General features: G+C 69.1%; 23 protein-coding genes. 11 read left to right on the top strand and 12 right to left on the bottom strand.

The features are described from left to right. Positions 1-87 precede the first annotated feature (87 nt). Both ACWGID_RS29665 and ACWGID_RS29670 read left to right on the top strand, forming a co-directional pair. Positions 88-933: a carbohydrate ABC transporter permease gene (locus ACWGID_RS29665; RefSeq protein ID WP_452202062.1), complete on the top strand. Its 846-nt coding sequence runs from the start codon at positions 88-90 to the stop codon at positions 931-933. Between the two features lie 115 nt (positions 934-1,048). Further along, positions 1,049-1,876 carry a carbohydrate ABC transporter permease gene (locus tag ACWGID_RS29670; RefSeq protein WP_452202064.1) on the top strand — a complete coding sequence of 276 codons (828 nt, stop codon included), beginning with the start codon at positions 1,049-1,051 and terminating at the stop codon, positions 1,874-1,876. Here the strand turns inward: ACWGID_RS29670 and ACWGID_RS29675 are convergent, their stop codons facing one another. Next, on the bottom strand, positions 1,877-2,716 hold the full coding sequence (locus ACWGID_RS29675; RefSeq protein WP_452202066.1) for a phytanoyl-CoA dioxygenase family protein: 840 nt from the start codon (positions 2,714-2,716) through the stop codon (positions 1,877-1,879). Positions 2,717-2,810: 94 nt separating this feature from the next. On the opposite strand from ACWGID_RS29675, the gene ACWGID_RS29680 reads away from it, so the two are divergent. Beyond that, positions 2,811-3,698, top strand: a complete 888-nt coding sequence (locus tag ACWGID_RS29680) for a helix-turn-helix domain-containing protein (protein ID WP_452202068.1) — start codon at positions 2,811-2,813, stop codon at positions 3,696-3,698. Positions 3,699-3,716: 18 nt separating this feature from the next. Here the strand turns inward: ACWGID_RS29680 and ACWGID_RS29685 are convergent, their stop codons facing one another. Beyond that, positions 3,717-4,391: a hypothetical protein gene (locus ACWGID_RS29685; protein WP_452202069.1), complete on the bottom strand. Its 675-nt coding sequence runs from the start codon at positions 4,389-4,391 to the stop codon at positions 3,717-3,719. Then, entirely contained in the window at positions 4,388-5,599 is a 1,212-nt protein-coding gene (locus ACWGID_RS29690; protein WP_452202071.1) for an MFS transporter, read from the bottom strand. Before ACWGID_RS29690 ends, ACWGID_RS29685 begins: the two co-directional genes overlap by 4 nt. Before the next feature lie 161 nt (positions 5,600-5,760). Between ACWGID_RS29690 and ACWGID_RS29695 the strand changes: the two genes are divergently transcribed. Beyond that, positions 5,761-6,186 carry a CBS domain-containing protein gene (locus ACWGID_RS29695; RefSeq protein WP_452202073.1) on the top strand — a complete coding sequence of 142 codons (426 nt, stop codon included), beginning with the start codon at positions 5,761-5,763 and terminating at the stop codon, positions 6,184-6,186. Here ACWGID_RS29695 and ACWGID_RS29700 read toward each other — a convergent pair whose 3' ends face one another. Genes ACWGID_RS29700 through ACWGID_RS29710 form a run of 3 tightly spaced genes read right to left on the bottom strand, consistent with a single transcriptional unit; the run spans position 6,187 to position 9,203 of the window. Continuing rightward, on the bottom strand, positions 6,187-6,510 hold the full coding sequence (locus tag ACWGID_RS29700; RefSeq protein ID WP_452202075.1) for a DUF4190 domain-containing protein: 324 nt from the start codon (positions 6,508-6,510) through the stop codon (positions 6,187-6,189). 45 nt (positions 6,511-6,555) lie between these two features. Beyond that, complete coding sequence (locus ACWGID_RS29705) at positions 6,556-7,905, bottom strand: M16 family metallopeptidase (RefSeq protein WP_452202077.1); 1,350 nt, start codon at positions 7,903-7,905, stop codon at positions 6,556-6,558. After that, positions 7,902-9,203 carry a M16 family metallopeptidase gene (locus tag ACWGID_RS29710; RefSeq protein WP_452202079.1) on the bottom strand — a complete coding sequence of 434 codons (1,302 nt, stop codon included), beginning with the start codon at positions 9,201-9,203 and terminating at the stop codon, positions 7,902-7,904. The genes ACWGID_RS29705 and ACWGID_RS29710 overlap by 4 nt, the downstream gene beginning before the upstream one ends. 117 nt (positions 9,204-9,320) lie before the next feature. On the opposite strand from ACWGID_RS29710, the gene ACWGID_RS29715 reads away from it, so the two are divergent. Next, complete coding sequence (locus ACWGID_RS29715; RefSeq protein ID WP_387782187.1) at positions 9,321-9,668, top strand: YciI family protein; 348 nt, start codon at positions 9,321-9,323, stop codon at positions 9,666-9,668. Positions 9,669-9,684: 16 nt separating this feature from the next. Then, positions 9,685-10,866 carry an RNA polymerase sigma factor gene (locus ACWGID_RS29720; protein ID WP_452202081.1) on the top strand — a complete coding sequence of 394 codons (1,182 nt, stop codon included), beginning with the start codon at positions 9,685-9,687 and terminating at the stop codon, positions 10,864-10,866. Here ACWGID_RS29720 and hisN read toward each other — a convergent pair. Beyond that, positions 10,850-11,629: a histidinol-phosphatase gene (hisN, locus tag ACWGID_RS29725; RefSeq protein WP_452202083.1), complete on the bottom strand. Its 780-nt coding sequence runs from the start codon at positions 11,627-11,629 to the stop codon at positions 10,850-10,852. The genes ACWGID_RS29720 and hisN overlap by 17 nt on opposite strands. 148 nt (positions 11,630-11,777) lie before the next feature. On the opposite strand from hisN, the gene ACWGID_RS29730 reads away from it, so the two are divergent. Further along, on the top strand, positions 11,778-12,272 hold the full coding sequence (locus tag ACWGID_RS29730; protein ID WP_452202085.1) for a DUF2231 domain-containing protein: 495 nt from the start codon (positions 11,778-11,780) through the stop codon (positions 12,270-12,272). 24 nt (positions 12,273-12,296) lie between these two features. Here ACWGID_RS29730 and rsgA read toward each other — a convergent pair whose 3' ends face one another. The 3 genes from rsgA to ACWGID_RS29745 form a co-directional block, all read right to left on the bottom strand. Next, entirely contained in the window at positions 12,297-13,268 is a 972-nt protein-coding gene (rsgA, locus tag ACWGID_RS29735) for a ribosome small subunit-dependent GTPase A (protein WP_452202087.1), read from the bottom strand. Continuing rightward, positions 13,268-14,539: a 3-phosphoshikimate 1-carboxyvinyltransferase gene (gene aroA / locus ACWGID_RS29740; protein WP_452202089.1), complete on the bottom strand. Its 1,272-nt coding sequence runs from the start codon at positions 14,537-14,539 to the stop codon at positions 13,268-13,270. Before aroA ends, rsgA begins: the two co-directional genes overlap by 1 nt. 89 nt (positions 14,540-14,628) lie before the next feature. Next, positions 14,629-15,201, bottom strand: coding sequence for a DoxX family protein (locus ACWGID_RS29745; RefSeq protein ID WP_452202091.1), 573 nt, complete (start codon positions 15,199-15,201; stop codon positions 14,629-14,631). A 95-nt stretch (positions 15,202-15,296) separates the two neighbouring features. Between ACWGID_RS29745 and ACWGID_RS29750 the strand changes: the two genes are divergently transcribed. Beyond that, complete coding sequence (locus ACWGID_RS29750; protein WP_452202093.1) at positions 15,297-16,493, top strand: RNA-guided endonuclease InsQ/TnpB family protein; 1,197 nt, start codon at positions 15,297-15,299, stop codon at positions 16,491-16,493. A gap of 100 nt (positions 16,494-16,593) precedes the next feature. Here ACWGID_RS29750 and ACWGID_RS29755 read toward each other — a convergent pair whose 3' ends face one another. Continuing rightward, complete coding sequence (locus ACWGID_RS29755; protein ID WP_452202095.1) at positions 16,594-17,325, bottom strand: DsbA family oxidoreductase; 732 nt, start codon at positions 17,323-17,325, stop codon at positions 16,594-16,596. A 97-nt stretch (positions 17,326-17,422) separates the two neighbouring features. On the opposite strand from ACWGID_RS29755, the gene ACWGID_RS29760 reads away from it, so the two are divergent. The 3 genes from ACWGID_RS29760 to ACWGID_RS29770 all read left to right on the top strand — a co-directional run bounded on the left by ACWGID_RS29760 (position 17,423) and on the right by ACWGID_RS29770 (position 20,391). Continuing rightward, positions 17,423-18,238 carry an aminoglycoside phosphotransferase family protein gene (locus ACWGID_RS29760; RefSeq protein ID WP_452202097.1) on the top strand — a complete coding sequence of 272 codons (816 nt, stop codon included), beginning with the start codon at positions 17,423-17,425 and terminating at the stop codon, positions 18,236-18,238. A gap of 194 nt (positions 18,239-18,432) precedes the next feature. After that, positions 18,433-19,101: a DUF4097 family beta strand repeat-containing protein gene (locus tag ACWGID_RS29765; RefSeq protein WP_452202099.1), complete on the top strand. Its 669-nt coding sequence runs from the start codon at positions 18,433-18,435 to the stop codon at positions 19,099-19,101. A 57-nt stretch (positions 19,102-19,158) separates the two neighbouring features. Continuing rightward, complete coding sequence (locus tag ACWGID_RS29770; protein ID WP_452202101.1) at positions 19,159-20,391, top strand: serine hydrolase domain-containing protein; 1,233 nt, start codon at positions 19,159-19,161, stop codon at positions 20,389-20,391. Here ACWGID_RS29770 and ACWGID_RS29775 read toward each other — a convergent pair. Further along, positions 20,388-21,617, bottom strand: coding sequence for a M20/M25/M40 family metallo-hydrolase (locus tag ACWGID_RS29775; RefSeq protein ID WP_452202103.1), 1,230 nt, complete (start codon positions 21,615-21,617; stop codon positions 20,388-20,390). The two genes, ACWGID_RS29770 and ACWGID_RS29775, sit on opposite strands and share 4 nt — an antisense overlap. Between the last annotated feature and the right edge of the window lie 266 nt (positions 21,618-21,883).

Raw genomic sequence — 21,883 nt, forward strand, 5'->3', positions numbered from 1 at the left:
TCCCCCCGTGTCCCGAGCACGCGCGCCCCCGCCGGCGCCGGCCCCGCACCCCCCCCCCCGCGGCCGCGGGGGGCCAAACTCGTCCGGATGCTGCCGCTCTCGCCGGCCATCGGACTCATGCTGGTCTTCCTGGCCGGCCCGATCATCTACTGCGTGTACGCCGCGTTCACGAACATGGCGCTGACCGGCAACGGCGCGGCGAACGTGCAGTTCGTCGGGCTGGAGAACTTCCGCAAGGCCTTCGGCAGCGGCGCGTTCACGAACGCGATCTGGCTGACGCTGGTGTTCACGCTCATCTCCGCGATCATCGGGCAGAACACCCTCGGGCTCGGCCTCGCGCTGCTGATGCGGAAGTCCACCAAGGTCGTCCGCAACTTCGTCGGTACGGCGGTGATCGGCGCCTGGGTCCTTCCCGAGGTCGTCGCGGCGTACCTGCTGAGTGCGTTCTTCAACGACGACGGCACGCTGAACGTGATGCTGCACGCGGTCGGGCTGCCCGGTCAGGACTGGTTGTACGGGGCACCGATCATCGCGGTGTCGCTGGCCAACATCTGGCGCGGTACGGCGTTCTCGATGCTGGTGTACTCCGCGGCGCTCAGCGAGATCCCCAAGGAGATCGAGGAGTCCGCCGAGATGGACGGCGCCGGCGGCTGGCGGCGGCTCGTGTTCGTGACGGTGCCGATGATCACCCGGGCGATCATGACCAACCTGATGCTGATCACGCTGCAGACGCTGAGCGTGTTCGGCCTGATCTACGCGATGACCCGGGGCGGCCCGGGGACCAAGAGTCAGACGTTGCCGCTGTACATGTACGAGCAGGCGTTCAGCTTCTCCCAGATCGGCTACGGTACGGCGATCGCGCTGGTGATGCTGGCGATCGGCGCGATCTTCTCGCTGATCTACCTGCGTGGACTGAACACGGAGGCGGCATGACTGTGCATATGCCACGCCTCCGGCGCGGCGGATCACGGGGCTTCGCCTCCCGGTCTTCCCTCGTCGCTCCAGTCGCTTCGCTCCCTACACTCCTCAGTCCAGACCGGGAGGCCCCGTGATCGCCCGCGATCGGATGAGCAAGCTGGCATCGAACCTGGTGTTGCTGGCGATCGGCATCCTGTTCGTTCTGCCCTTGTTGTGGGTGTTGTTCGCGTCGATCAACCGGACCGCCGGACTGCGGGTCGAGTTCCCGACGCATCCGACGCTCGGGAACTTCAAGGCCGTGCTGAACACCGACACGACGTACCGGCCGGTGTTCAACGGGATCGTGTTGTGTGGTGGTGCCGCGCTGCTGACGATGATCTGCGCGGTGCTGGCGGCGTACCCGTTGTCGCGGTTCCGGACGCGGTTCAACCGGCCGTTCCTGCTGACGGTGCTGTTCTGCACCGGGTTGCCGATCACCGCGGTGATGGTGCCGGTGTACGGGCTGTTCGTGCAGCTGAACCTGGTCGACACGCTCGGCGGCACGATCATGTTCATGGCGACCAGTGCGTTGCCGTTCGCGATCTGGCTGACGAAGACGTTCATGGACGGCGTACCGATCTCGCTGGAGGAGGCCGCCTGGGTGGACGGTGCCAGCAACATGCGGGCGCTGCGCGCGATCGTGCTGCCGTTGATGTGGCCCGGGATCGCGGTCGTGCTGATCTTCACCTTCATCGGCATGTGGGGGAACTTCTTCGTTCCGTTCATGCTGCTGCTCTCCCCGGAGCGGTTGCCGGCGTCGGTCAGCATCTTCACGTTCTTCGGCCAGTACGGCGAGCCGAACTACGGCCAGCTGGCGGCGTACTCGCTGATCTACACGATGCCGGTCCTGCTGCTGTACCTGCTGCTGAGCCGCAAGCTCGGCGGCGCCTTCGCACTGGGCGGCGCCATCAAGGGCTGATCAGCGCCCGCACCCGCCGTCCTTGTCGGGCCGCGTGTGCGGGGTGCTCAGGTCCTGCAGGCCCTTGTAGGCATAGGGATCCCGGCCGGCGACCAGCACGACATCGCGGTAGTCCGCGATCGCCATGTGCTCGTCATCGGCCGGGCGCCGCCAGGGCAGCAGGGACTCCGCGCTCATGTAGTGGTTGGCGAGTGCGCGCCGCAGTCCGTGCTTGCCCGAGTTCCGCAGCGACCGGTGCAAGAGGTACCCGTTGAAGATCAGCGCGGAGCCGGCCTTCAGCTCGACCGGTACGGCGTCCGCGTCGGCGTACGGGAAGTCGAATGCCTCGGTGGTGCAGTCGAACTGTGGGTCGTCCTGTTCGCGCGCCGGGTACAGGATGCCAGCCTGGTGTGACCCGGGAAGGACCCAGAGGCAGCCGTTCTCGACCGTCGCGTCGTCGAGCGCGATCCACACGCCGGTCAGGGAGCGGTCCCTGGTGGGGATGAAGTATTCGTCCTGGTGCCAGGCCTGTCCGGGACGTCCCTCGCTCTTGACGAACAGCATGGACTGCATCGCCTTGACGTTCGGGCCGATCACCGCGGTCAGTGTCTCGACGATCCGCGGATGATGCAGCGCGTCGAGTGCCACGGGAGAGATCTTGTGCGGCTGATGGATGCACAGGAAGCTGCGCAGTACGTCGGCATCCGGGACACCGTCGAAGGTCTGGGCGGCGTCGGAGTCGATGACGCCGTGCTCGCCACGACACAGCCGTACGGCGTCTTCGTTGAGCGCCCGAACTTCGTCGTCCGTGAGGGCATCGGGCAGGATCACGTAGCCGTCGCGCTGGTAGTCGGCGGTCATCTGTTACCTCCGTCGGTTCCGAGGATCTGCCGACAGAATGGCGTGCCGTTGGTGTCGGCGACCATGCTCCGTCGGCGCCCGTTAATGTCTGAACGTGACCCTCCTGTCGGGCGAGTTGGCCACCGTCACGCCGGTGAGCGTGGTGGAGTACCTGCCCGGCTCGACCTACGGTCCTCGCGAACTCCGCGACAACGAACTGGTTTGGCTGCTCTCGGGAACGGCCGTCTGGCGGATCGACAACGACCTGCGCGGTGCGGGGCCGCAGGAGTTCGCGTTGAGTCCCGGAGTGCTGTGCCTCGCGCAGGCGGGCATGGTCGACGGGTTCCGCTGGTCGCCGACGACCACGACCAAGCATGCGTACCTTCACTTCAGCCTGGACGCGCAGCACCCCGACCGAGGCACTTGGCCGCTCACCGTTCCACTGGCCGGCTCACCGCTGCTCGCGGCCACTGTCGACCACTTGAGCTCGATCGCGCTGGCCGGCACCGACGTGTCGCGGCAGCGCGTTCCACTGCTCGCCGGACTCGTACTCGACCTGATGGTGAACGGACCACAACTCACGACCGGGCGACCGTTCACCCCACTCGTCGATGCTCTCGCCGGGTACGTCGTGACGCGCTGGGGATCCGGTGACTCGGACGTTGTTCCGCTCCGTGCCGCGGCGCCGGCCATCGGTGTCTCAGTGGGTTACCTGTCGAGGGTGTTCTCGCAGGAATTCGGGTGCGGTCCGTCGCGCGGGCTGCTCCTGGTCAGGCTCAGGCGCGCGGCGACGGCGCTGGGCCGCAGCGACCTGCCGCTCGCGACGATTGCGCGGTCGTGTGGTTTCAGCGACCAGTTCCATTTGTCGCACCGGCTCCAGGACGTCTACCGGGTGTCGCCCTCCGCGCTCCGGCGGGCGGGAGATTCGGTCGACCTCGATGCGCCACTGCTGCGGCACGGCCGGTTGCTGGAGTTCGCCCAACGCGTCACTCCGCCGTTGTGACCTTGCCGCCGAGCGACATCATTCGCCGGTGAGGGCCTCGTGGGTCTGCTTCCAGAATGCGAGTTTCTGGTCGAAGGTCCAGGTCCACTGGTAGTCCGGCAGGGACTTGGCGTAGCGGTCCAGGGCGATCGGAGCGAGGGTTGCCGTTGAGCTGGGGGCCGCATCGGTGACGAGGGCGAGGCGGACCACGAAAGTCACCACCCGGGTGAGCTTCGAGTGGTCGTTGGCCGTCTCGAGCTCTTTGAGCTGCGAGCGGAGCTGTTTGATCGTGCGGACCGCCGCGCGGTGTTCGCCCCGCCCGGGAACGGTGAGCTCGTCGTCGGGGATCCCGAGGCGCTCAGCCAGGTCGTCCAGGTCGTCGGCCTGGGCGGCCGCGGGCTTGCCGAAGAGTGACGGCTTCTCCGCCTGGAGGCGGCCGGCGATCTGGTCGAGCAGGCTGTCGAGTCCGCGGATCACGTCGGGAACGATGCCGTCGGCGGTCTTGCGCCGGTTGCTCGCCAGCGCGGTGACACGGGCGTGCTCCGCCTCGACGGTCGTTCGCAGTGCTTCCGGCCAGTCGTCCAGCCCCTGCAGGTCCTCCTGCGGGGGCGCGGACGTACTGAGGTCACGCGCGTCGAGGCCCTTGCCGCCGACGCGGGCCGACGTGATGTCCTGCTCGAGCTTCTGCTTCGGTCCCGGAACGATTGAGCTCACACGTCCACCCTACGCAGGTTCCAGACGGAGGGAACCACGAGCGTGATCACGGTGATCAGGACGAACAGGCCGGCGCCGTACAGTTCGACGGCTTTCACGCTGAGCGTCGCGGCGACGTACCCGACCGTCAGCTGGCCCGCCGGGCCCGCGATGAACGAGCCGAGCATGTCGTACGACGCCACGCGCGACAGCTTGTCGATCGGGACGTGCTGACCGAGCGCGGTCTCCCAGCTGATCCCGAAGATGTCGAACCCGACCCCGAGCAGGAACGCCGCGATCGCCATCGCCCACGTCTGCGGGAGCAGCGCGAGGCACAGCATCACCGGGACCGTGAGGAGCATGCCGAACATTCCGGTCCGCACCGGGTGGCGGGGTTTCAGGCGCAGCATGATGATGCCGCTGGCAACGAGCCCGGCGCCGAAGCAGGCGCTCACCACACCCCAGCCGGCACGGCCGAACGTCCGGTCCGCGATCACCGGGCCGAGGGTCTGGTAACACGCGGTGAAGATCAGGTTCAGCAGCGCGAACGCCAGCACGATCACCCAGACCCACTGGCGGGACACGAACTCGCTCCAGCCGTCGCGCAGATCGGTCAGTACCGAGCTGGCCGCGCGCTTGATCCGCGGAATCCGTAGCCGGGACAGCAGCGCCGCGCCGACCAGGAACGTCACCCCGTCGACCGCGAGACCGATTCCCGGACCGGTCAGTGCGACGATCACCCCGGCGACCGCGCCGCCGCCGATCATCGCGGCCGAGCGCGCGAACCCGGCGATCGCGTTCGCCTGCGGGAGCTCCGCCCGGTCCACGATCGACGGCAGGATCCCGGTCATCGCCGGCATCACGAACGCCGCCGCGATCCCGTTCACGGCCTCGATCGACGCCAGTTGCCAGATCGTCGCGTGCCCGGACAGCACCAGCGCCGCGGCCAGCCCTTGGGTGAGTCCGCTGATCGTATTCGCCGCCACCAGCACCAGGTGCCGGGGGAGCCGGTCGGCGATCACGCCACCGATCAGCAGGAACACGATGTTCGGAATGCTCCGCGCCGCGAGCACCGTCCCGACCGCGCTGGCCGAGTCCGACACGTCCAGCACCGCGAACACCAACGCCACCGGCGCGATCGACGACCCGAGAATCGAGATGAACCGCGCGGACACGAACACCCGCACGTCCCGATGCCGAAGTACCGCAATGTCCTGCCGAAACCCCACGAGACCCCCTCCGAAGCCAGCCGATCCTACTCGCTGGCGCCGTCCGGCCGCCGACAGTTTTCCCGCCGGCAGACGGGCCGGTTGTCTCTCGTTGTCACTGGGTGTGATCGGGAGATTGCCGCTACCTTGGGGTATTGGTTCCTCGATCTGCAGGAGGCTCCGTGAAGATCAACGACGTACTGCGCGGCAAGGGCAACCAGGTCGTCACCATCTCCCCAGAAGCCACTGTCACCGAACTGCTCGCCCTGCTCGCCGAACGCAACATCGGCGCGGTGGTGGTCAGCGCGGACGGGTCGACGGTGTCCGGGATCGTCTCCGAGCGCGACATCGTCCGGCTCTGGAACGGTACGCCGGACGCGGGTGACGTGCGGGTGAGCTCGATCATGACGGCCGAGGTGCACACGTGTACACCGGACGACCTGATCGACAACCTGATGCGGCTGATGACGGACCGCCGGATCCGGCACGTCCCGGTCGTTGTCGACGGCAACCTCGCCGGCCTGGTCAGCATCGGGGACGTGGTCAAGTCCCGGATCGGTGAGCTCGAGTTCGAGAAGGAGCAGCTCTCCAACTACATCAGCAGCTGATCAGACGGCGACGAAGAACACCGCCATCGCCGCCAGGAACAGCGCGCCGAGACCGAGTAGACCGGTGCCGATCATGCCGCAGATCCGCCCGGCCTGCGCCATGCCCCGGTTGTTGTAGACGCCGGGCGCCGCGTTGATCTCAGCCAGCGCCTGCCCGCCGAGCCACCACGCGACCGGTGACAGGAACAGGAGCCCGGTGCAGAGCGCGATCGCGCCGAGCACCAGCGCGACCGTCGCCTGGGAGTTGTCGCGCAGGACGCCGTACGCGGGCAGGTCGTGGTAGCCGGGCTGCAGCTGGTACTTCGTCGGCTCGGGGTAGCTCACGGTTCCTCCGCTCAGCGAGCTGAGCGGAGGAACCGGTGTGTTCCGTCAGCTCAGGTCGATCAGGTCGCCGAGGTCGAGGCCCTCGAGTTGCGGGCGCACGTCCTTCGCTTCCCCTACGACGACCACGAGCAGGCCATCGGTTCCGACGTACCGCCGGTAGGCCTCGGTCGCCTCGGCGGCGGTCGTCGCGGCGATCTGCGCCAGGTACGTGTCGGCGAAGTCGACCGGTACGCCGTTCGCGATGTTGCTGCCGACCTGCTGGGCCACGGAGTCGGCCTGCTCGTAACGCAGCGGAGCCGTCCGGATCAGGCTGTCCTTCGCCTCCTGGACCTCCTGCTCGGTCAGCCCGTCGCGGGCCTCGCGAAGAATCCGCAGCGCGTCAGTGATCGCGGCGCCGGTCACCTCGGTCCGGACGGCGCCACCGAGGCTGAACGTCCCGCCCTTGCGGGGCGCCGCGAAGCTCGTCCGCGTCCCGTACGTGTAGCCCTTCTCCTCGCGCAGCACCGTGTCCACGCGGGAGGTGATCGTCCCACCGACGACATGGTTGGCGACCGCGGCCGAACCCCACGCCGGATCCCGCCGGTCGGGGCCGGGGCAGCCGATCAGCAGCTGGCTCTGCACCGAGCCCGGGCGGTCGACGAGCACGAGGCGGTTGCCGGCGAGGAAGATCGGCTCCGGGGTCTCCAGCGCCGAACCGGCCGACGACGTCCACGTCCCGAAGGCCGCGTCGATGATCCCGGCGACGTCCACGCCGGTCGCGTCGCCGGCGAACAGGATCTCCGCCCGCTCCGGGCCGATGTTGTTCCGGTAGAAGTCGGCGACCTGGACGTTGGTCAGCGGCCGGATGGTGTCCGGCGTGCCCGCGGTCGGCCGCGACCGCCGCGTCTTCGCGTCGAACAGGTGCGCCGCGAACGCCTCACGCGCCCGGTACCCCGCGTTCGCCCGCTCCTGGTTGATCTCACCGAGCCGAATCGTCACGTGCCGACCGACATCGGCCTGGGTGAACGCGGGCTTGGTGATCGCTTCGGCGAGCAGCTCGACAGCCGGCGCGAGGTGCGACACCGGCACCGAGATCTCCACGTGCAGCGCGTCCGAGCTGACATCCACGCCGTACGCCGCTCCGTGGCGCTCCAGCGCGGCGGCGAACTCGTTGGCCGAGTGCAGCTCGGTGCCCTCGTCGAGGGTTCGCGACATGATCGTCGCGACTCCTTCGAGCTCCCGCGGTTCCGCGATCAGCGGCATCGCGATCGTGACGCGGACGGTGGCGACGTACTGGCCCGGGCGGTCGAAGACGTGCACCGGCGTACCGACGCTGGTCTGGGTGGTGACCGCCTCGGGGAAGTTCCACGGACGCGGCGCGCCGACGGCCGGTGGGGTGCTCAGAACCTGGCTCATTCCTGCTCTCCCGACTCGCCCGAAGACGTCTGGTCCTTGCGGGTGTAGCTCACCTGGACCCGGCCCGCGGCGCGGATCCAGGTCCGCGCGGCGGCCTGCACCTGCTCGACGGTCACGGCCTGCACCTGGTCGATCCGGGTGTTGATCCGGTTCGCGTCGCCGAACAGCAGGGCGTGGTGCGAGATCTCGTCCGCGCGGCCGGCGCAGGTCGCCAGCTGCTCGAGCCAGTCGCGCTCGGCCTGTGCCTGCACGGTGGCCAGCTCGTCCGCGGTGACGCCGTCCTCGGCCAGCTTCTCGATCTCCTCGAGCAGCGCGTTCTCGACCTTCTGCAGGTCGACACCGTCCGACGCGATCCCGGTCAGCGTCCCGAACGACACCCCGCCGATCAGCGGCAGCGCCCCACCGGACACCGACTGCGCGATCTGCTCGTCACGGACCAGCCGCCGATTCAAACGGCCGCTCTGCCCCGCGGCGAGGATGTCCAGCGCGAGCCCGGCCGCGTCCAGCTCCGGCGTCCCGTCGACCGGCAGCCGGAACATCATCGTCACCAGGTCGGACGGTACGTCGTCCTCGACGTCGTCACGCTGTACGTCGGTCATCGGCCCGATCGTCCCGTCCGGCGCCGGCGGCGGCGCGGGGATCGCGGGCAGGTGCCCGAAGTACCGCTTGGCGGCGTCGAACGCGTCGTCCTCGGTGACGTCGCCGACGATCGTCAGGACCGCGTTGTTCGGCCCGTAGTACTTGCGGAAGAACGCGTGCACGTCCTCCAGCGAGGCCGCGTCCAGGTCGGCCATCGAACCGATCGTCATGTGCGCGTACGGGTGGTCCGCGGGGAACGCGAGCTTGACGAGCCGCTCGTACGAATCGCCGTACGGGCGGTTGTCGTAGCTCTGCCGCTTCTCTTCCTTGACCACGTCCCGCTGGTTGTCCAGGTTCTCCTGGTTGACCGCGTCGAGCAGGTAACCCATCCGGTCCGCCTCGAGCCAGAGCGCGAGATCCAGGCCGCCGCTGGGCAGCGACTCGAAGTAGTTGGTGCGGTCGAAGAAGGTGCTCGCGTTCAGGCTGGCGCCGGCGGTCTCGAGCAGGCTGAAGTGCTGGCCGGAGGCGACGTTGCGCGATCCCTGGAACATCAGGTGCTCGAAGAGGTGCGCGAACCCGGTCAGGCCCGGTGGCTCGTGGCGCGACCCGACGTCGTACCAGAGGTTGACGGCGACGATCGGCACGGCACGATCCGAGCTGACGACGACCCGGAGGCCGTTGTCCAGCGTCTGCTCCGCGATGGGGTACGTCAAGGGCATACCGGCCACCATACGTGGTCGCGAAACTCGCGCGGGGCGGTTGTCGATTCGCGGCCTGCTCGCGCATCGGGATGGTGAATGCTGGAACCGGTGTACGACGAGAAGGGGTGACCCGCAGTGGGCAAGTACCTGGTGATGATCTACGACGACGAGGCGAAGTGGGACGCGGCCGATCCGTCGGTGATGGAGCAGAACCACAAGAACCACCGTGCGTTCGTGGAGAACAACGCCGCGGCGGTGCGTGGCGGCGGTCAGCTCGACGGGAGCACCACGGCGACGTCGATCCGCTCCGACGGCAGCGGCGGGTACGTCGTGACGGACGGCGTGTTCGCGGAGACCAAGGAAGTGATGGGCGGGTACTACATCATCGAGGCCGCCGATCTGGACGAGGCGCTGGCGATCGCGAAGCAGGTCCCGTCCCCGATGGGCGGTGTCGAGGTCCGCCCGCTGGTCAACGGTGGGTGATCCGACAGCAGACGCGGTGGCGGCGGCTCATGTGACCGAGTGGGCCGCCGTCCTCGCCGCGACCGCCCGGGTCGCGGCGGACCTGGATCTGGCCGAGGACTGTGTGCAGGACGCGTACGCGAAGGCGTTGGTGCACTGGCGAGAACAAGGAGTGCCGAAACGGCCCGGTGCCTGGCTGACGACCGTCGCGACGCGGCGGGCACTGGAGCATCGGCGGCGAGCCGATGTGGCGCGCCGGAAGCTCCCGCTGCTGATCCCGGAGGAGGAGGCCGCGGACGAGACGTTCCCCGACGACCGTCTGCGGTTGGTGTTCACGTGTTGTCACCCGGCGCTCGCGCAGGAGGCACAGATCGCGTTGACGTTGCGACTGGTGTGTGGGCTGTCGTCGGCGGAGATCGCGAAGGCCTTCCTGGTGAAGGAAGCGACGATGCAGGCGCGGATCACCCGCGCGAAGCAGAAGATCTCGCGCTCCGGCATCGCCTACCGGATCCCGCGGACGGCGGAGTTGCCTGAGCGGATCAACGCAGTACTGGATGTGGTGCATCTCGTCCACACGGCCGGCCACACCGCGATCGACGGCGACAGCCTCACCCGGACCGACCTGAGCCGGCGAGGGATCGACTTGGCGCGGATGATCCGCCTGCTCCTTCCGGACAGTGCGGAGGCGGCCGGGCTGCTCGCGTTGCTGCTGCTCACGCAGTCGCGCGAGGCGGCGCGGGTCGACGACGCCGGTCAGCTGGTGTTGATGGAGGACCAGGATCGTTCGCTGTGGGATCAGGAATTGATCGCCGAAGGCCTGACGTTGGTGGAGGTCGCGCTGCGCACGCAGGCCGGTCGGTTCGGAGTGCTGGCCGCGATCGCCGCCGTCCACGCCGAGGCTCCGCTGTGGGAGGACACCGACTGGCCGGAGATCCTCGGCCTGTACGACGTCCTGCTCGAACGCTGGCCGTCGCCGGTGGTGGCGCTCAATCGCGTCGTCGCGCTCAGCTACGTCGCCGGGCCGGAAACGGCGCTCGAGCAACTACCGGACGATCCCGCGCTGGCGACGTACCCCTATCTGGCCTCGACGCGGGGTGAGTTGCTGTGGCGGATGGGACGGGTCGAGGACGCGCGGGCGGCGTACGAGGAGGCCTTGGCGTTCACGAGCAACCCTGTCGAGGCCGAGTTCCTCAAGCGCCGGATTATTCGAGGCGCTTGAGTACGTCGTCGTGCAGGCGGCCGTTGGTGGCGACCGCGTTCGGGCCGTTCGGGCCCGGGGTGCCGTCGACCGAGGTGAACTTGCCGCCGGCCTCCTCGACGACGATCGCCAGCGCGGCCATGTCGTAGAGGTTCAGCTCGGGCTCCGCGGCGATGTCGACCGCGCCCTCGGCGACCAGCATGTACGACCAGAAGTCGCCGTACGCGCGGGTCCGCCAGACCGAGTCCATCAGCTCGGCCCACTGGTTCTTCTTGCCGAGCTTCTCCCAGCCCTTGAGTGACGCGTAGGACAGCGAGGCGTCCTCGATCTTGCTGACGTCGCTGACCCGGCACGGCTGCGAGGAGTGCAGCGCGCGGCCGGTCCAGGCGCCGTCGCCGTACGACGCCCACCAGCGCTTGCCGAGCGCGGGAGCGGAGACCACGCCGACGACCACCTGGTCCTCGATCATCAGGCTGATCAGCGTCGCCCAGACCGGGACGCCGCGGATGTAGTTCTTGGTGCCGTCGATCGGGTCGACCACCCAGCGGCGCACGCCCCAGCCGGTGGTGCCCTCCTCCTCGCCCACGAACGCGTCCCGGGGCCGAGCCCGGGCGAGCGTCTTGCGCATCACGTCCTCGACCTTCTTGTCCGACTCGCTCACCGGGGTGAGGTCGGGCTTGGTGGCCACGTGCAGGTCGAGCGCCTTGTAGCGGTCCATCGTGGTCGAGTCCGCGTCGTCGGCCAGGATGTGGGCGAGCCGCAGGTCATCCGTGTGCGAAGGCATGGCGGAAGGCTAGCCTGAACGGCCGCTCAACGCCCCGGCTGTCCGGCGAAACGTTGCGGATCGGTTGCGGCGACCGTTGAACCAAACAGGGTCGTTGAACGTGCCATTAGTGTCTGTCACGCCCTTAACGACCGCCGGGAGGCCGTCCATGTTCGAGCGCTTCGGAGACCTGCCGCTGCACGTGCTGGTGATCCACCTCGCGGTGGTGGTGCTGCCGATCAGCGCGCTGACCGCGATCGTCTTCGCGGTGGTGCCGAAGTGGCGGTGGCTGCTCCGCTGGCCCGCGCTCGTCCTCGGCGTCGGCGCGCTGCTGTGCGCGTTCGTGGCGAAGAAGAGCGGTGACGCGTTCGTTGCGGCGATCCCCCAGTTGCAGCAACTGGTCCAGGTGCACCGCTCGCGCGGGAACCTGCTGCTCTGGTTCGTGCTGGCGTTCGCCGTCCTGGTGGTGCTCGCCTTCGTGGTGTTCGGCGGACCGGGCGCGCCGACGAGCGGAAGGGGTGAGAGGGCAATCAAAAGCCGCCCGCTCGAACTGGTCGTCACGGCCGCGGTGGTCGTGATGGCGGTCGTAGTGATCTACCAGACCATCCGTACCGGCGACGCGGGTGCCCGCGCAGTCTGGGGCAACATCCTCCCCAAGAAGTAGCTCTAGCTGCTCGTCGGACGCGACCTAAGTGCTGGCTCGGCTGGCGAGCAGCCGGCGGAAGGACGCGACCCGGTCGGCGTCCGCGCGGTCCTCGGCGACGGCCTCGTCCAGGGCGCAGTCCGGCGCGTCGGCGGCATGGGTGCAGCCACGCGGGCAGCTCTCCGCGATGTCGGCCAGGTCGGGGAACGCGTGGATGAGCTTGTCGGGATCGACGTGCGCCAGACCGAACGAGCGGATGCCAGGCGTGTCGATCAACCAGCCGCCGTCCGGAAGCCGCAGTACGACGGTGTTCGTCGACGTGTGCCGCCCGCGACCGGTGACCTCGTTCACAATGCCGGTCGCACGGTGGGCGCCGGGGATGATCCCGTTCACCAGCGTGGACTTGCCGACACCCGAGTGGCCGACCAGGACGCTGGTCCGGTCGTGCAGCTGCTCGCGGAGCTCGGTGAGGTCGCCGCCTTGCTCTGTCGCGACCGACTCGACGCCGAGCGGGCGGTAGATCGAGAGCAGCGGGTCCGGGTCGGCGAGGTCGGTTTTCGTGAGGCAGAGCAGCGGTCGCATGCCGGCGTCGAACGCGGCGACCAGGAAGCGGTCGATCAGGCCGGTGCGGGGCTCCGGGTTCGCGACCGCGACGACGATCACCAGTTGGTCCGCGTTCGCCACCAGCGGGCGCTCGATCGGGTCGTCGTCATCGGCCGAGCGGAGCAGCAGCGTCGTCCGGGGGACGACCTCGACGATGCGGGCCAGTGTCCCCTCGTCGCCGCTCGCGTCGCCGTCGAGTTTGACCCGGTCGCCGACGATCACGCCCTTCCGGCCGAGCTGGCGGGCCTTCATCGCGGTCACCACCCGATCCTCGACCCAGCAGGTGTAGCGGCCGCGGTCGCGGGTGACGACGAAGCCTTCGGTGGCGTCGTCGTACGAGGGACGGTCCTTGGTCCGCGGCCGGGTGCGGCGCTTGGGCCGGTCGAACTTGGCCTCCTCGTCGTACCGCGACATCAGCCGGCGAGCTCCGACCAGAGTTCGGGGAATTCTGGGAGTGTCTTGGCCGTGGTCGCGATGTTCTCGATCGCGAGGTCGTCGACGAGCAGGCCGAGCACCGCGGCGGCGTGCGCCATCCGGTGGTCGCCGTACGTGTGGAAAAGCCCGCCGTGCAAGGGCTTCGGGCGGATCGCGAGCCCGTCGTCCAGCTGCGTCACATCGCCGCCGAGCGCATTGAACTCGGTCTCCAGCGCCGCCAGCCGATCCGTTTCGTGGAAACGCAGGTGCGCGATCCCGCGCAGGTACGACGGTCCGTCGGCGAAGGCCGCGACGGCGGCGATCACCGGCGACAGCTCACCCACCTCGCTGAGGTCGAGGTCGCAGCCCTGCACCCGGCCGGTCCCGCGGACGGTGAGTCCTTCGGAGGTCAGCGTCACCTCGGCGCCGAAGCGGGTGAAGATCTCGGGCAGCTGACCGCCCGGCTGGGTGGTCTCTGACGGCCAGCCGGTCACGGTGACGGAGCCGCCGGTGATGACGGCCGCCGCCAGGAACGGGGCGGCGTTCGACAGGTCCGGCTCGATCGCGGTGTCCAGCGCCCGAATGGGGCCGGGAGCAACGACCCAGCGGTTCGGTTCCGCGTCGTCGACCTGGACGCCGCGCTCGCGCAGCATCGCGACCGACATGTCCAGGTGCGGCTGCGAGGGCACCGGCTTCCCGTCGTGCCGGATGTCGACGCCCTCGTCGTACCGGGCGCCGGCGAGCAGCAGCGCGGACACGAACTGGCTCGAGCTGGAGGCGTCCAGCGTCACCTTGCCGCCGCGCACCGCGCCGGTCCCGGAGACCGTGTACGGCATCCGCCCGGTGCCGCCGTCGTCGATCTGTACGCCGAGCGCTCGCAACGCGCCCAGGATGACGCCCATCGGACGCTCCCGCGCGTACGGGTCGCCGTCGAACGCGACCACGCCGTCGGCGAGCGCGGCGACCGGCGGGACGAACCGCATCACGGTGCCGGCCAGACCACAGTCGACGTCGGCCGGGCCCTTGAGCGAGCCGGGGGTGACCGTGACCGTCGTACCGCTGTCGGTGATGCCCACGCCGAGCGAGACCAGGGCGGAACGCATCAGCGCGGTGTCGCGGGCGGCGAGCAGACCGGTGAGCTGCGAGGGACCGTCGGAGAGCGCGGCGAGGATGAGGGCGCGGTTGCTGATCGACTTCGAGCCGGGCACCGTGACTGTCCCGGACACCGCTCCTTCGGCCCGCGGCGCCGGCCAGCCCTGATCCTCGCTCATACCACTCCCTAGACTCGTCATCTCGGCTCTGAGCCTAGGGCATGACGGCCTGGTGGAGCTCCCAGCCGTCCGTGGAACGAAGCGTCAGTTCAGGACAGTTCGGCCTTGGCGAGCCGGGCGGCGTGCTTCGCCTCGCGGGTCAGCTGCTTGGCCTCGCGCTTGGCGGCCTTCGTGCCGCGCTTGGCCTCGCGCTTCGCGGCCTTGGCGCCGTGGGAGGCGCGCCAGGCGACGCCCGGCTTGCCCTCGGTGTCGACCGCGGCGAGCAGCAGACCGCCGAGGATGCCCAGGTTCTTCATGAACTGGATCCGCTGCTGGTTCCGGACCGTCTTGTCCTTCTCCTGCCAGAACGAGTGGCCCGCGAGCGTCGTCGGTACCAGCGATGCCGCCAGCAGACCCGCACCGAGACGGCGGCCCTTGCCGGTCGCCAGCGCGATCCCGCCGACCACCTGGGCCGCGCCGTTCAGCCGGACGAGGTTGGCCGTGGTATCCGGGATCCGCTCGCCGACCTGCGCCGGAGCGACCTTCTTCACGACCGGGACGAGACGGTCGGTGACCGGCTGCGCCTTCGGGACCAGCGGCTCCGGGTTACGAATCTGGTTCGCGCCCTGCACGACGAAAATGACGGACAGCAACGGCCTGGCCAGTGCGCGCACGACAGTCATCGCATCCTCCGAAGGATCGTCGATCGAGTGAGGGGAGTCCGAAGCGCTCTGGAATGCTCCGGAAACTGTCGGTGGTGCATGGCAGGTTTCCTTTCGTGTCCAGGTACCGTCTCGCACCCAACGTAGAGCAGGAAGCTGCGCTCTCCGGGTTGTGCGGGCATGCGCGGTTCATGTGGAACCTCGCACTGGAGCAGTGGTTGATGTGGCGACCCGGCCGCCGTTCCTCCGCACCTGGGTACGGCGCTCAGTCGGCCCAGCTGACCGAGGCTCGTGCGGACAACGCGTGGTTGCGGGCCGGCTCGCAGACCGTGCAGCAGCAGGCGCTGCGTGATTTCCACCAGGCCGTGACCAACTTCTACAACGGCACCCACGGGCGTCCGACCTGGCGGAAAGCCCGGGCGCGCGAGGGGTTCCGAATTGTCGGTCCGCAGGCGCGGCGGGTGGAACGGCTGTCCCGGAAATGGGGCCGAGTGCTCGTCCCGAAGGTCGGATGGGTCCGGTTTCGGCTGTCGCGGACACTGCCCGATGCGAGGTCGTACCGGATCACCCGTGACCGGGCTGGTCGGTGGCACCTTGCGTTCGCCGTCGTCCCAGGCCCCATACCCGCGCCGGGGAACGGAGAAGTTGTCGGAGTCGATCGGGGAGTGGCCGTATCGGCGGCCCTCTCGACCGGCGAACTGCTGACCGTGCCGAGTCTGCGGCGCGGCGAACGGACGCGGTTGCTGCGGCTGCAGCGCCGGCTCGCACGCGCTGATCGTCGGTCGAAGCGGCGCATGAGGCTTCGTGCCGCGATCGCGAGGACGAAGGCGCGGGAGGTGGACAGGCGTCGGAACTGGGTAGAGCAGGTCTCTACCGATCTGGCGCGCAGATTCGACGTGATCGGGGTCGAGCACCTCCGCATCACCCAGATGGTCCGATCCGCGCGCGGGACCGTCGAGAAGCCCGGCCGGAATGTGCGGCAGAAAGCCGGCCTGAACCGGGGCATCCTGGCCAACGCCTGGGGCAGCCTGGTCACCCGTTTGGAGCAGAAGGCGCCCGGCCGGGTCGAGAAGGTCAACCCCGCCCGTACCAGTCAGACCTGTTCGCGCTGCGGCATCGTCGATCGGGAGGCGCGCGAGAGCCAAGCCGTCTTCCGCTGCCGATCCTGCGCCTATACGACGAACGCTGACGTGAACGCAGCCATCAACATCGCAGCACGCTCTATCGCGGCCGGACGGGCCGTGACCGCACGCAGAGACCTCGGCACAGGCCGGTCCGCGAAGCGTGAACCGCAACTTGCTGCCTCCGTGTAGCTCAGTTGGAGCCCGGCACCGAAAGGACCGGGAGGACGTCAAGCCTCCTTCATACACCACGTTCAGTACGACTCCCGGTACCCACGGCTGACACTCATGATCAGATCGGGCAGCCGTCCCGTCCGCAGGCCGCGTCACCGTCCGTGGTCGCGCCTGGTGCGGTGATCAGCGTCACCGGCTTGCGGTCCGCGTTCGCCCGGCGCAGCGCCTCCTGGAAGACCTCCACGGGCTGTGCGCCACTGACGCCGTACTTCTCGTCGATGACGAAGAACGGTACGCCGTTCGCGCCGTACGCCAGTGCCTGCGCCTGGTCCGCGGCGACCTCCTCGGCGTACTTCGCTCCGCTCAGGACCGCACGCACTCGATCAGCGGGCAGACCGACCTCGGTGGCCAGATCGATCAGCGTGGCGTGGTCACCGACCGGGAGGCCGTCGGTGAAGTACGCCTTGAGCAGCCGCTCCTTGAGGCGGCCCTGCGTATCCGCCGGCACCTGCCCGGTGTCGCCGAGCTCGCGGGCCAGGTGCAGCAGCCGGTGTGCGTCGACAGTGTTCACGGCCTTCGCCTGGTCCAGGTGGTACTCCAGGCCGACCTCGGCCGCCACCTCGGTCACCTGGGCGTTTGCCTGCAGACCCCACTCGCGGTCGCGACCGAACTTCTCGCCCAGCCGGGTGGCCAGGTCCCGCGGGTCGTCGTTCGTCGACGACGGGTCGAGCTGGAAGCTGTGCCAGACGATGTTTGCGGTATCACCACTGGCCGCCAGGGCCTCTTCGAGCCGACGCTTCCCGATGTAGCACCACGGGCAGACGACGTCGGACCACACATCAATGCGCATACCCGTCGGCAACTGCCCGCTCAGTGGACCTATTCCCAACCAGAGCCTGCTGTGACGCGTCTGACGCTCCGTGGACGAAGACCTCGTGCGGACCCTCATGACAGAGCAGTTCCCCGACCTCGCCGAACTGGAGCTGAAGGAGGTCATCGGCGGCTGGGGCAACCAGATGTGGCGGCTCGGCAACGACCTGGCCGTCCGGGTGCCTCGCTTCGACCAGAGCACCGAGTTGCTCGAGCGCGAACACCGTTGGGTCCCTGAGCTCGCCACACGGCTTCCGCTGCCCGTTCCGGTCCCGCAGCGCCGCGGCGTACCGTCGGACCGCTTCCCGAAGACGTGGCTGGTCACCACCTGGGTCCACGGCGAGCCCGCTGACCGGATGCCGATCAGCACGACGCAGTCCGCCGACCTGCTCGCCGACTTCCTCCTGGCGCTGCACACCGAGGCTCCGGCCGACGCTCCGGTGAGCCAGCGCGGCACGCTGCCGCAGGACCTGGGATTCCCCGACGTGCACGAGCACGTCGACCGGATCGACGAGTTCCGTGCGATCTGGGAGGACGCCGTCGCCGCGCCGCCGTGGGAGGGGCCGCCTGTCTGGCTGCACGGCGACCTGCACCCCGCCAACGTGGTCGTTGCCAACGGCACGCTGGCCGGCGTCATCGACCTCGAGGAGGTGTCCGCCGGCGATCCGGCGAACGATCTGGCCGCCGCCTGGATCCTGCTGCCGGACGGCGCCGCGGACCGGTTCTTCGAGCGCTACCCGACGGACGAGGCGACGGTACGGCGAGCGCGCGGGTGGGCCGTGCAGCGGGCCCTGTTCCTGATCGCGATGGGGATCAACGGCGACCTGGGCCGACCAGGTGGGAAGCCGGCCTGGGGTCCGGCCGGTCAAGCGGCCCTAGCACGGCTGCTGTAATTTCCTGACAGATTTCGTGAGGGTCATTTACAATCAGCCGCAAAAATCTGGGGGAGTCAGGGTAGCGGGCGCGGAAGGCCTGTCCGCGGCCATGTCAGAGGTCGTGTCAGCGCGACGGCGGCTCGGTGTCAGGGCGCTCCTGGATCGTCATCGGTGTCAGCAACACACCGAACCATCATCAGAAGGGCGCCACCATGACGAAGTACACCACCCCCGAGCCGATCTCCGCCGTGCTGGACATCCCCGCCGGCCGCATCGAGTTCGTCGCCACCGACCGGAGCGACACCACCGTCGAGGTGCTGCCGGCCGACCCCACGAAGAGCCGTGACGTCAAAGTCGCCGAGACCGCTGAGGTCGGGTACGCCGACGGTGTGCTGCGGATCGTCGTCCCGGCGAAGAACCAGTACTTCGGGCCGAGCGGCTCCGTCGCGGTGACGGTCCAGCTGCCGAAGGGCTCCCAGGTCACGGTGAAGTCCGCCAGCTCCGAGCTCAAGGCCGTCGGGCAGTACGGCGCCTTCGCCGTCGAGAGCGCTCACGGGACGATCGACCTCGACGAGGTCGGCACCGCCCGGATCACCACCTCGGCCGGCGACGTGCACGTCGCCAAGCTGAACGGCCCGGCGCAGATCCGCACCAGCAAGGGCGACATCCGGATCGCCGAGGCCGTGCAGGGTGAGGTCACGCTGCGCACCGACGCCGGCGACGTGGAGATCGGCGCCGCCACCGGTTCGTCGGCCTCCCTGAACGCCGGCACCGCCACCGGCCGGATCAGCAACTCGCTGAAGAACAGCGAGGGCGCGGCCGCCCAGCTCGCCATCCACGCGACCACCGCCGTCGGCGACATCATCGCCCGCAGCCTCTGACGCTGCACCGAATCTGCATCGCCCCTGAACAGCATTAACAGAAGGAGAACCATCACCATGGCAACCACACCTTCCGGTTTCACCGAGTCCGGGCTGCGCCGGCTGCACGACGTACTGGCCCGGTCGGTCGACTCCGGCAAGATTCCCGGCGTCGTCGCGCTGGTCAGCCGGGGCGATGGTGAGGCGCACGTCGAGACCCACGGGACCCTGCGCCACGACGGCGGCGCGCAGATGCAGCGCGACACCATCTTCCGGATGGCGTCGACGTCCAAGCCGGTCTCGGTGTCGGCGGCGATGGTGCTGCTCGACGAGTGCAAGCTGCGGCTCGACGACACCGTCGAGCAGTGGCTGCCCGAGCTCGCCGACCGGCAGGTGCTGAAGCGGATCGACAGCGCGGTCGACGACACCGTGCCGGCCCGCCGCCCGATCACCGTCCGGGACGTGCTGACCTCGACGTTCGGCCTCGGCATGGACATGACGATGATCGGTACGCCGATCATGGGCGCGCTGTTCGAGCAGGGCATCACGCCGAATCTGCCGGTGCCGATGCCCGAGCAGGACGAGTGGATGCGCCGCCTCGGCACGCTGCCGCTGATGTACCAGCCGGGCGAGCGCTGGCAATACCAGATCAGCAGCGACCTGCTCGGCGTGCTCGTCTCCCGGGTCAGCGGCCAGTCGTTCGACGCGTTCCTGCGCGAGCGGATCTTCGAGCCGCTGGGCATGAAGGACACCGGGTTCTCGGTGCCCGCCGACCAGATCCACCGGCTACCTCCGCTGTACGCGCCGGACCCGGCGACCGGTGAGTTCCAGGTCTGGGACGAGGCCGAGGGCGGCCGGCACAGCACCCCGCCGGCGTTCCAGGGTGGTGGCGGCGGCCTGAACTCCACCGCCGACGACTACCACGCCTACTTCCGGATGCTGCTGAACAACGGCGTCCACGAAGGCCAGCGGATCCTGTCCCGGCCGGCGGTCGAGCTGATGACCAGCAACAGCCTCACGCCCGAGCAGCTGGCAGCCCGCGAGACGCTGGCCCGCGACAACGTGCACATCTCGTTCGGCCAGGGTCAGCAGGGCGGCTGGGGCTTCGGTATGGCGGTCCGCACGTACCGCGGCGACTACGCGCCGATCGGTCAGTTCGGCTGGGACGGTGGCTCGGGTACGTCGACGTACGCCGACCCGGTCAACAAGATCACGGGCGTCCTGCTCACCCAGGTCGGCGCGACCGTACCGTCCGCGATCCACCTGATGAACGACTTCTGGACCACGCTCTACCAGGCGCTGGAGGACTAACCGCAACGCCTGAGGGCCAGCAGGGCGTAAGCACGTGCCGCCGCGAGGACGTCGTCGAGTACGACGTGCTCGTCGGCGGCATGTGCGTATCGGACGTCACCCGGTCCGTACTGCACGGTCGGGATGTCGGCGGCGGCGTACTGGCGCAGATCCGACCCGTACGGTGCGCCCTTGACCGCAGGCGTGGTACCACTGGCGTCGGTCGCCGCCCGCAGGACGTCGGCGAGCAACGGGTCGCCCTCGGGGAGCAGACCGGACGCGAACTCGCCGCCGGGCCAGGTCACCACGACCGGGTGCTCGCGGAGCCAGTCGTCCTTGGCGCAGGCGGCGGCGATGGCCATCTCGAATGCGGCTCGTGCTTCCGCGAGCGGTTCGCCGAGGCGTACGCCGTACCTGCCCTCGGCGATCAGATGGTCGGGGACGGTGCTGGCCCAGTCGCCGGCCGCGATGGTGCCGACGGAGAGCGGGTTGGCGAGGTCGAGGTGGGCGAGAAGCGGGTGCGGGTCGCGGTTGCGGTCCGCCTCGAGTTGTTGGAGCGCGGTCTGGATGACGGTGAACTTCTCGATCGCGCTCACGCCACGGCTGCGCGTCGAGCCGTGCGTCGCGAGACCGGGCACCTCCAACCGGAAGGTCAGCGAGCCGGCGTTCGCCGGGATCACGGTTCCGGCGGTCGGCTCCGCGATCAGGCACGCCTCGCCGCGATGGCCGCGCCGCAGGGTCGCGAACGTCCCCAGGCCGCCGTCCTCCTCGCCGATCACCGTGTGCACCGCGAGCGGCTTACGCAACGGGACGCCGGCGGCAACGATCGCCGCGACCGCGCCGAGAACGGCCGCGACGCCGCCCTTCATGTCGCAGGTCCCACGGCCCCACATCACGCCGTCCACGATCCGCGCGGCGAACGCGTCACCCGGCACCACATCCACGTGCCCGTTGAGGATCAGCCCCGGTGTCGCCGTACCGCCGAGGACGCCGACACAACCCCAGGCCGCGGCGCGCTCGACCTCCTGTCCGGGGAACTCCGGGTCCGCGGTCAACGCCGGCAGGTCGAGCTCCCAGTGATCCACCGCCAGCCCGAGCGCCTCCAGCCGTGCCGCACACCATGCCTGTACGTCGCTCTCGGCAGCGGTCCCGTCGATGCTCGGGATCTGCACCAGGTCCCGCAGGTCGGCCACGATCCGGTCGTCATCGACGGCGGCCAGAACGGACTGCTCGATCTCGTTGGTCACGGCTCAGGATTATCACCGATCGGACGACAAGGTCTGGCCGTTCGGACGACAGACGGACCCCAGGCGGTCCTGACAACCTTCCGGAGGACGACCCGACCAGCGCCACTGGGGTACGCCACCAACGACCAGGTGACCTGGAGCTCACGCCCCGCGGCCGAGGCTAGTGGTTGCCGTCAGCACCGACAACGTCGCGAATGCCTCCGCGGCCACCGAGCCCGTGCCAGTCACCGTGAGCTGAGACCGGAAGTGGCGACTGCGGACAGGCT

It is taken from the genome of Kribbella sp. NPDC054772, assembly GCF_053611945.1.

Excerpts from the sequence above, each read along its gene's own strand:
- ACWGID_RS29765 (WP_452202099.1), top strand. The coding sequence starts at position 18,433 with ATGACGAAGTACACCACCCCCGAGCCGATCTCCGCCGTGCTGGACATC.
- rsgA (WP_452202087.1), bottom strand. The coding sequence starts at position 13,268 with ATGTCGCGGTACGACGAGGAGGCCAAGTTCGACCGGCCCAAGCGCCGC.
- ACWGID_RS29675 (WP_452202066.1), bottom strand. The coding sequence starts at position 2,716 with ATGACCGCCGACTACCAGCGCGACGGCTACGTGATCCTGCCCGATGCC.
- aroA (WP_452202089.1), bottom strand. The coding sequence starts at position 14,539 with ATGAGCGAGGATCAGGGCTGGCCGGCGCCGCGGGCCGAAGGAGCGGTG.
- ACWGID_RS29770 (WP_452202101.1), top strand. The coding sequence starts at position 19,159 with ATGGCAACCACACCTTCCGGTTTCACCGAGTCCGGGCTGCGCCGGCTG.
- ACWGID_RS29760 (WP_452202097.1), top strand. The coding sequence starts at position 17,423 with ATGACAGAGCAGTTCCCCGACCTCGCCGAACTGGAGCTGAAGGAGGTC.
- ACWGID_RS29665 (WP_452202062.1), top strand. The coding sequence starts at position 88 with ATGCTGCCGCTCTCGCCGGCCATCGGACTCATGCTGGTCTTCCTGGCC.
- ACWGID_RS29710 (WP_452202079.1), bottom strand. The coding sequence starts at position 9,203 with ATGCCCTTGACGTACCCCATCGCGGAGCAGACGCTGGACAACGGCCTC.
- ACWGID_RS29730 (WP_452202085.1), top strand. The coding sequence starts at position 11,778 with ATGTTCGAGCGCTTCGGAGACCTGCCGCTGCACGTGCTGGTGATCCAC.
- ACWGID_RS29745 (WP_452202091.1), bottom strand. The coding sequence starts at position 15,201 with ATGACTGTCGTGCGCGCACTGGCCAGGCCGTTGCTGTCCGTCATTTTC.
- ACWGID_RS29705 (WP_452202077.1), bottom strand. The coding sequence starts at position 7,905 with ATGAGCCAGGTTCTGAGCACCCCACCGGCCGTCGGCGCGCCGCGTCCG.
- ACWGID_RS29755 (WP_452202095.1), bottom strand. The coding sequence starts at position 17,325 with ATGCGCATTGATGTGTGGTCCGACGTCGTCTGCCCGTGGTGCTACATC.
- hisN (WP_452202083.1), bottom strand. The coding sequence starts at position 11,629 with ATGCCTTCGCACACGGATGACCTGCGGCTCGCCCACATCCTGGCCGAC.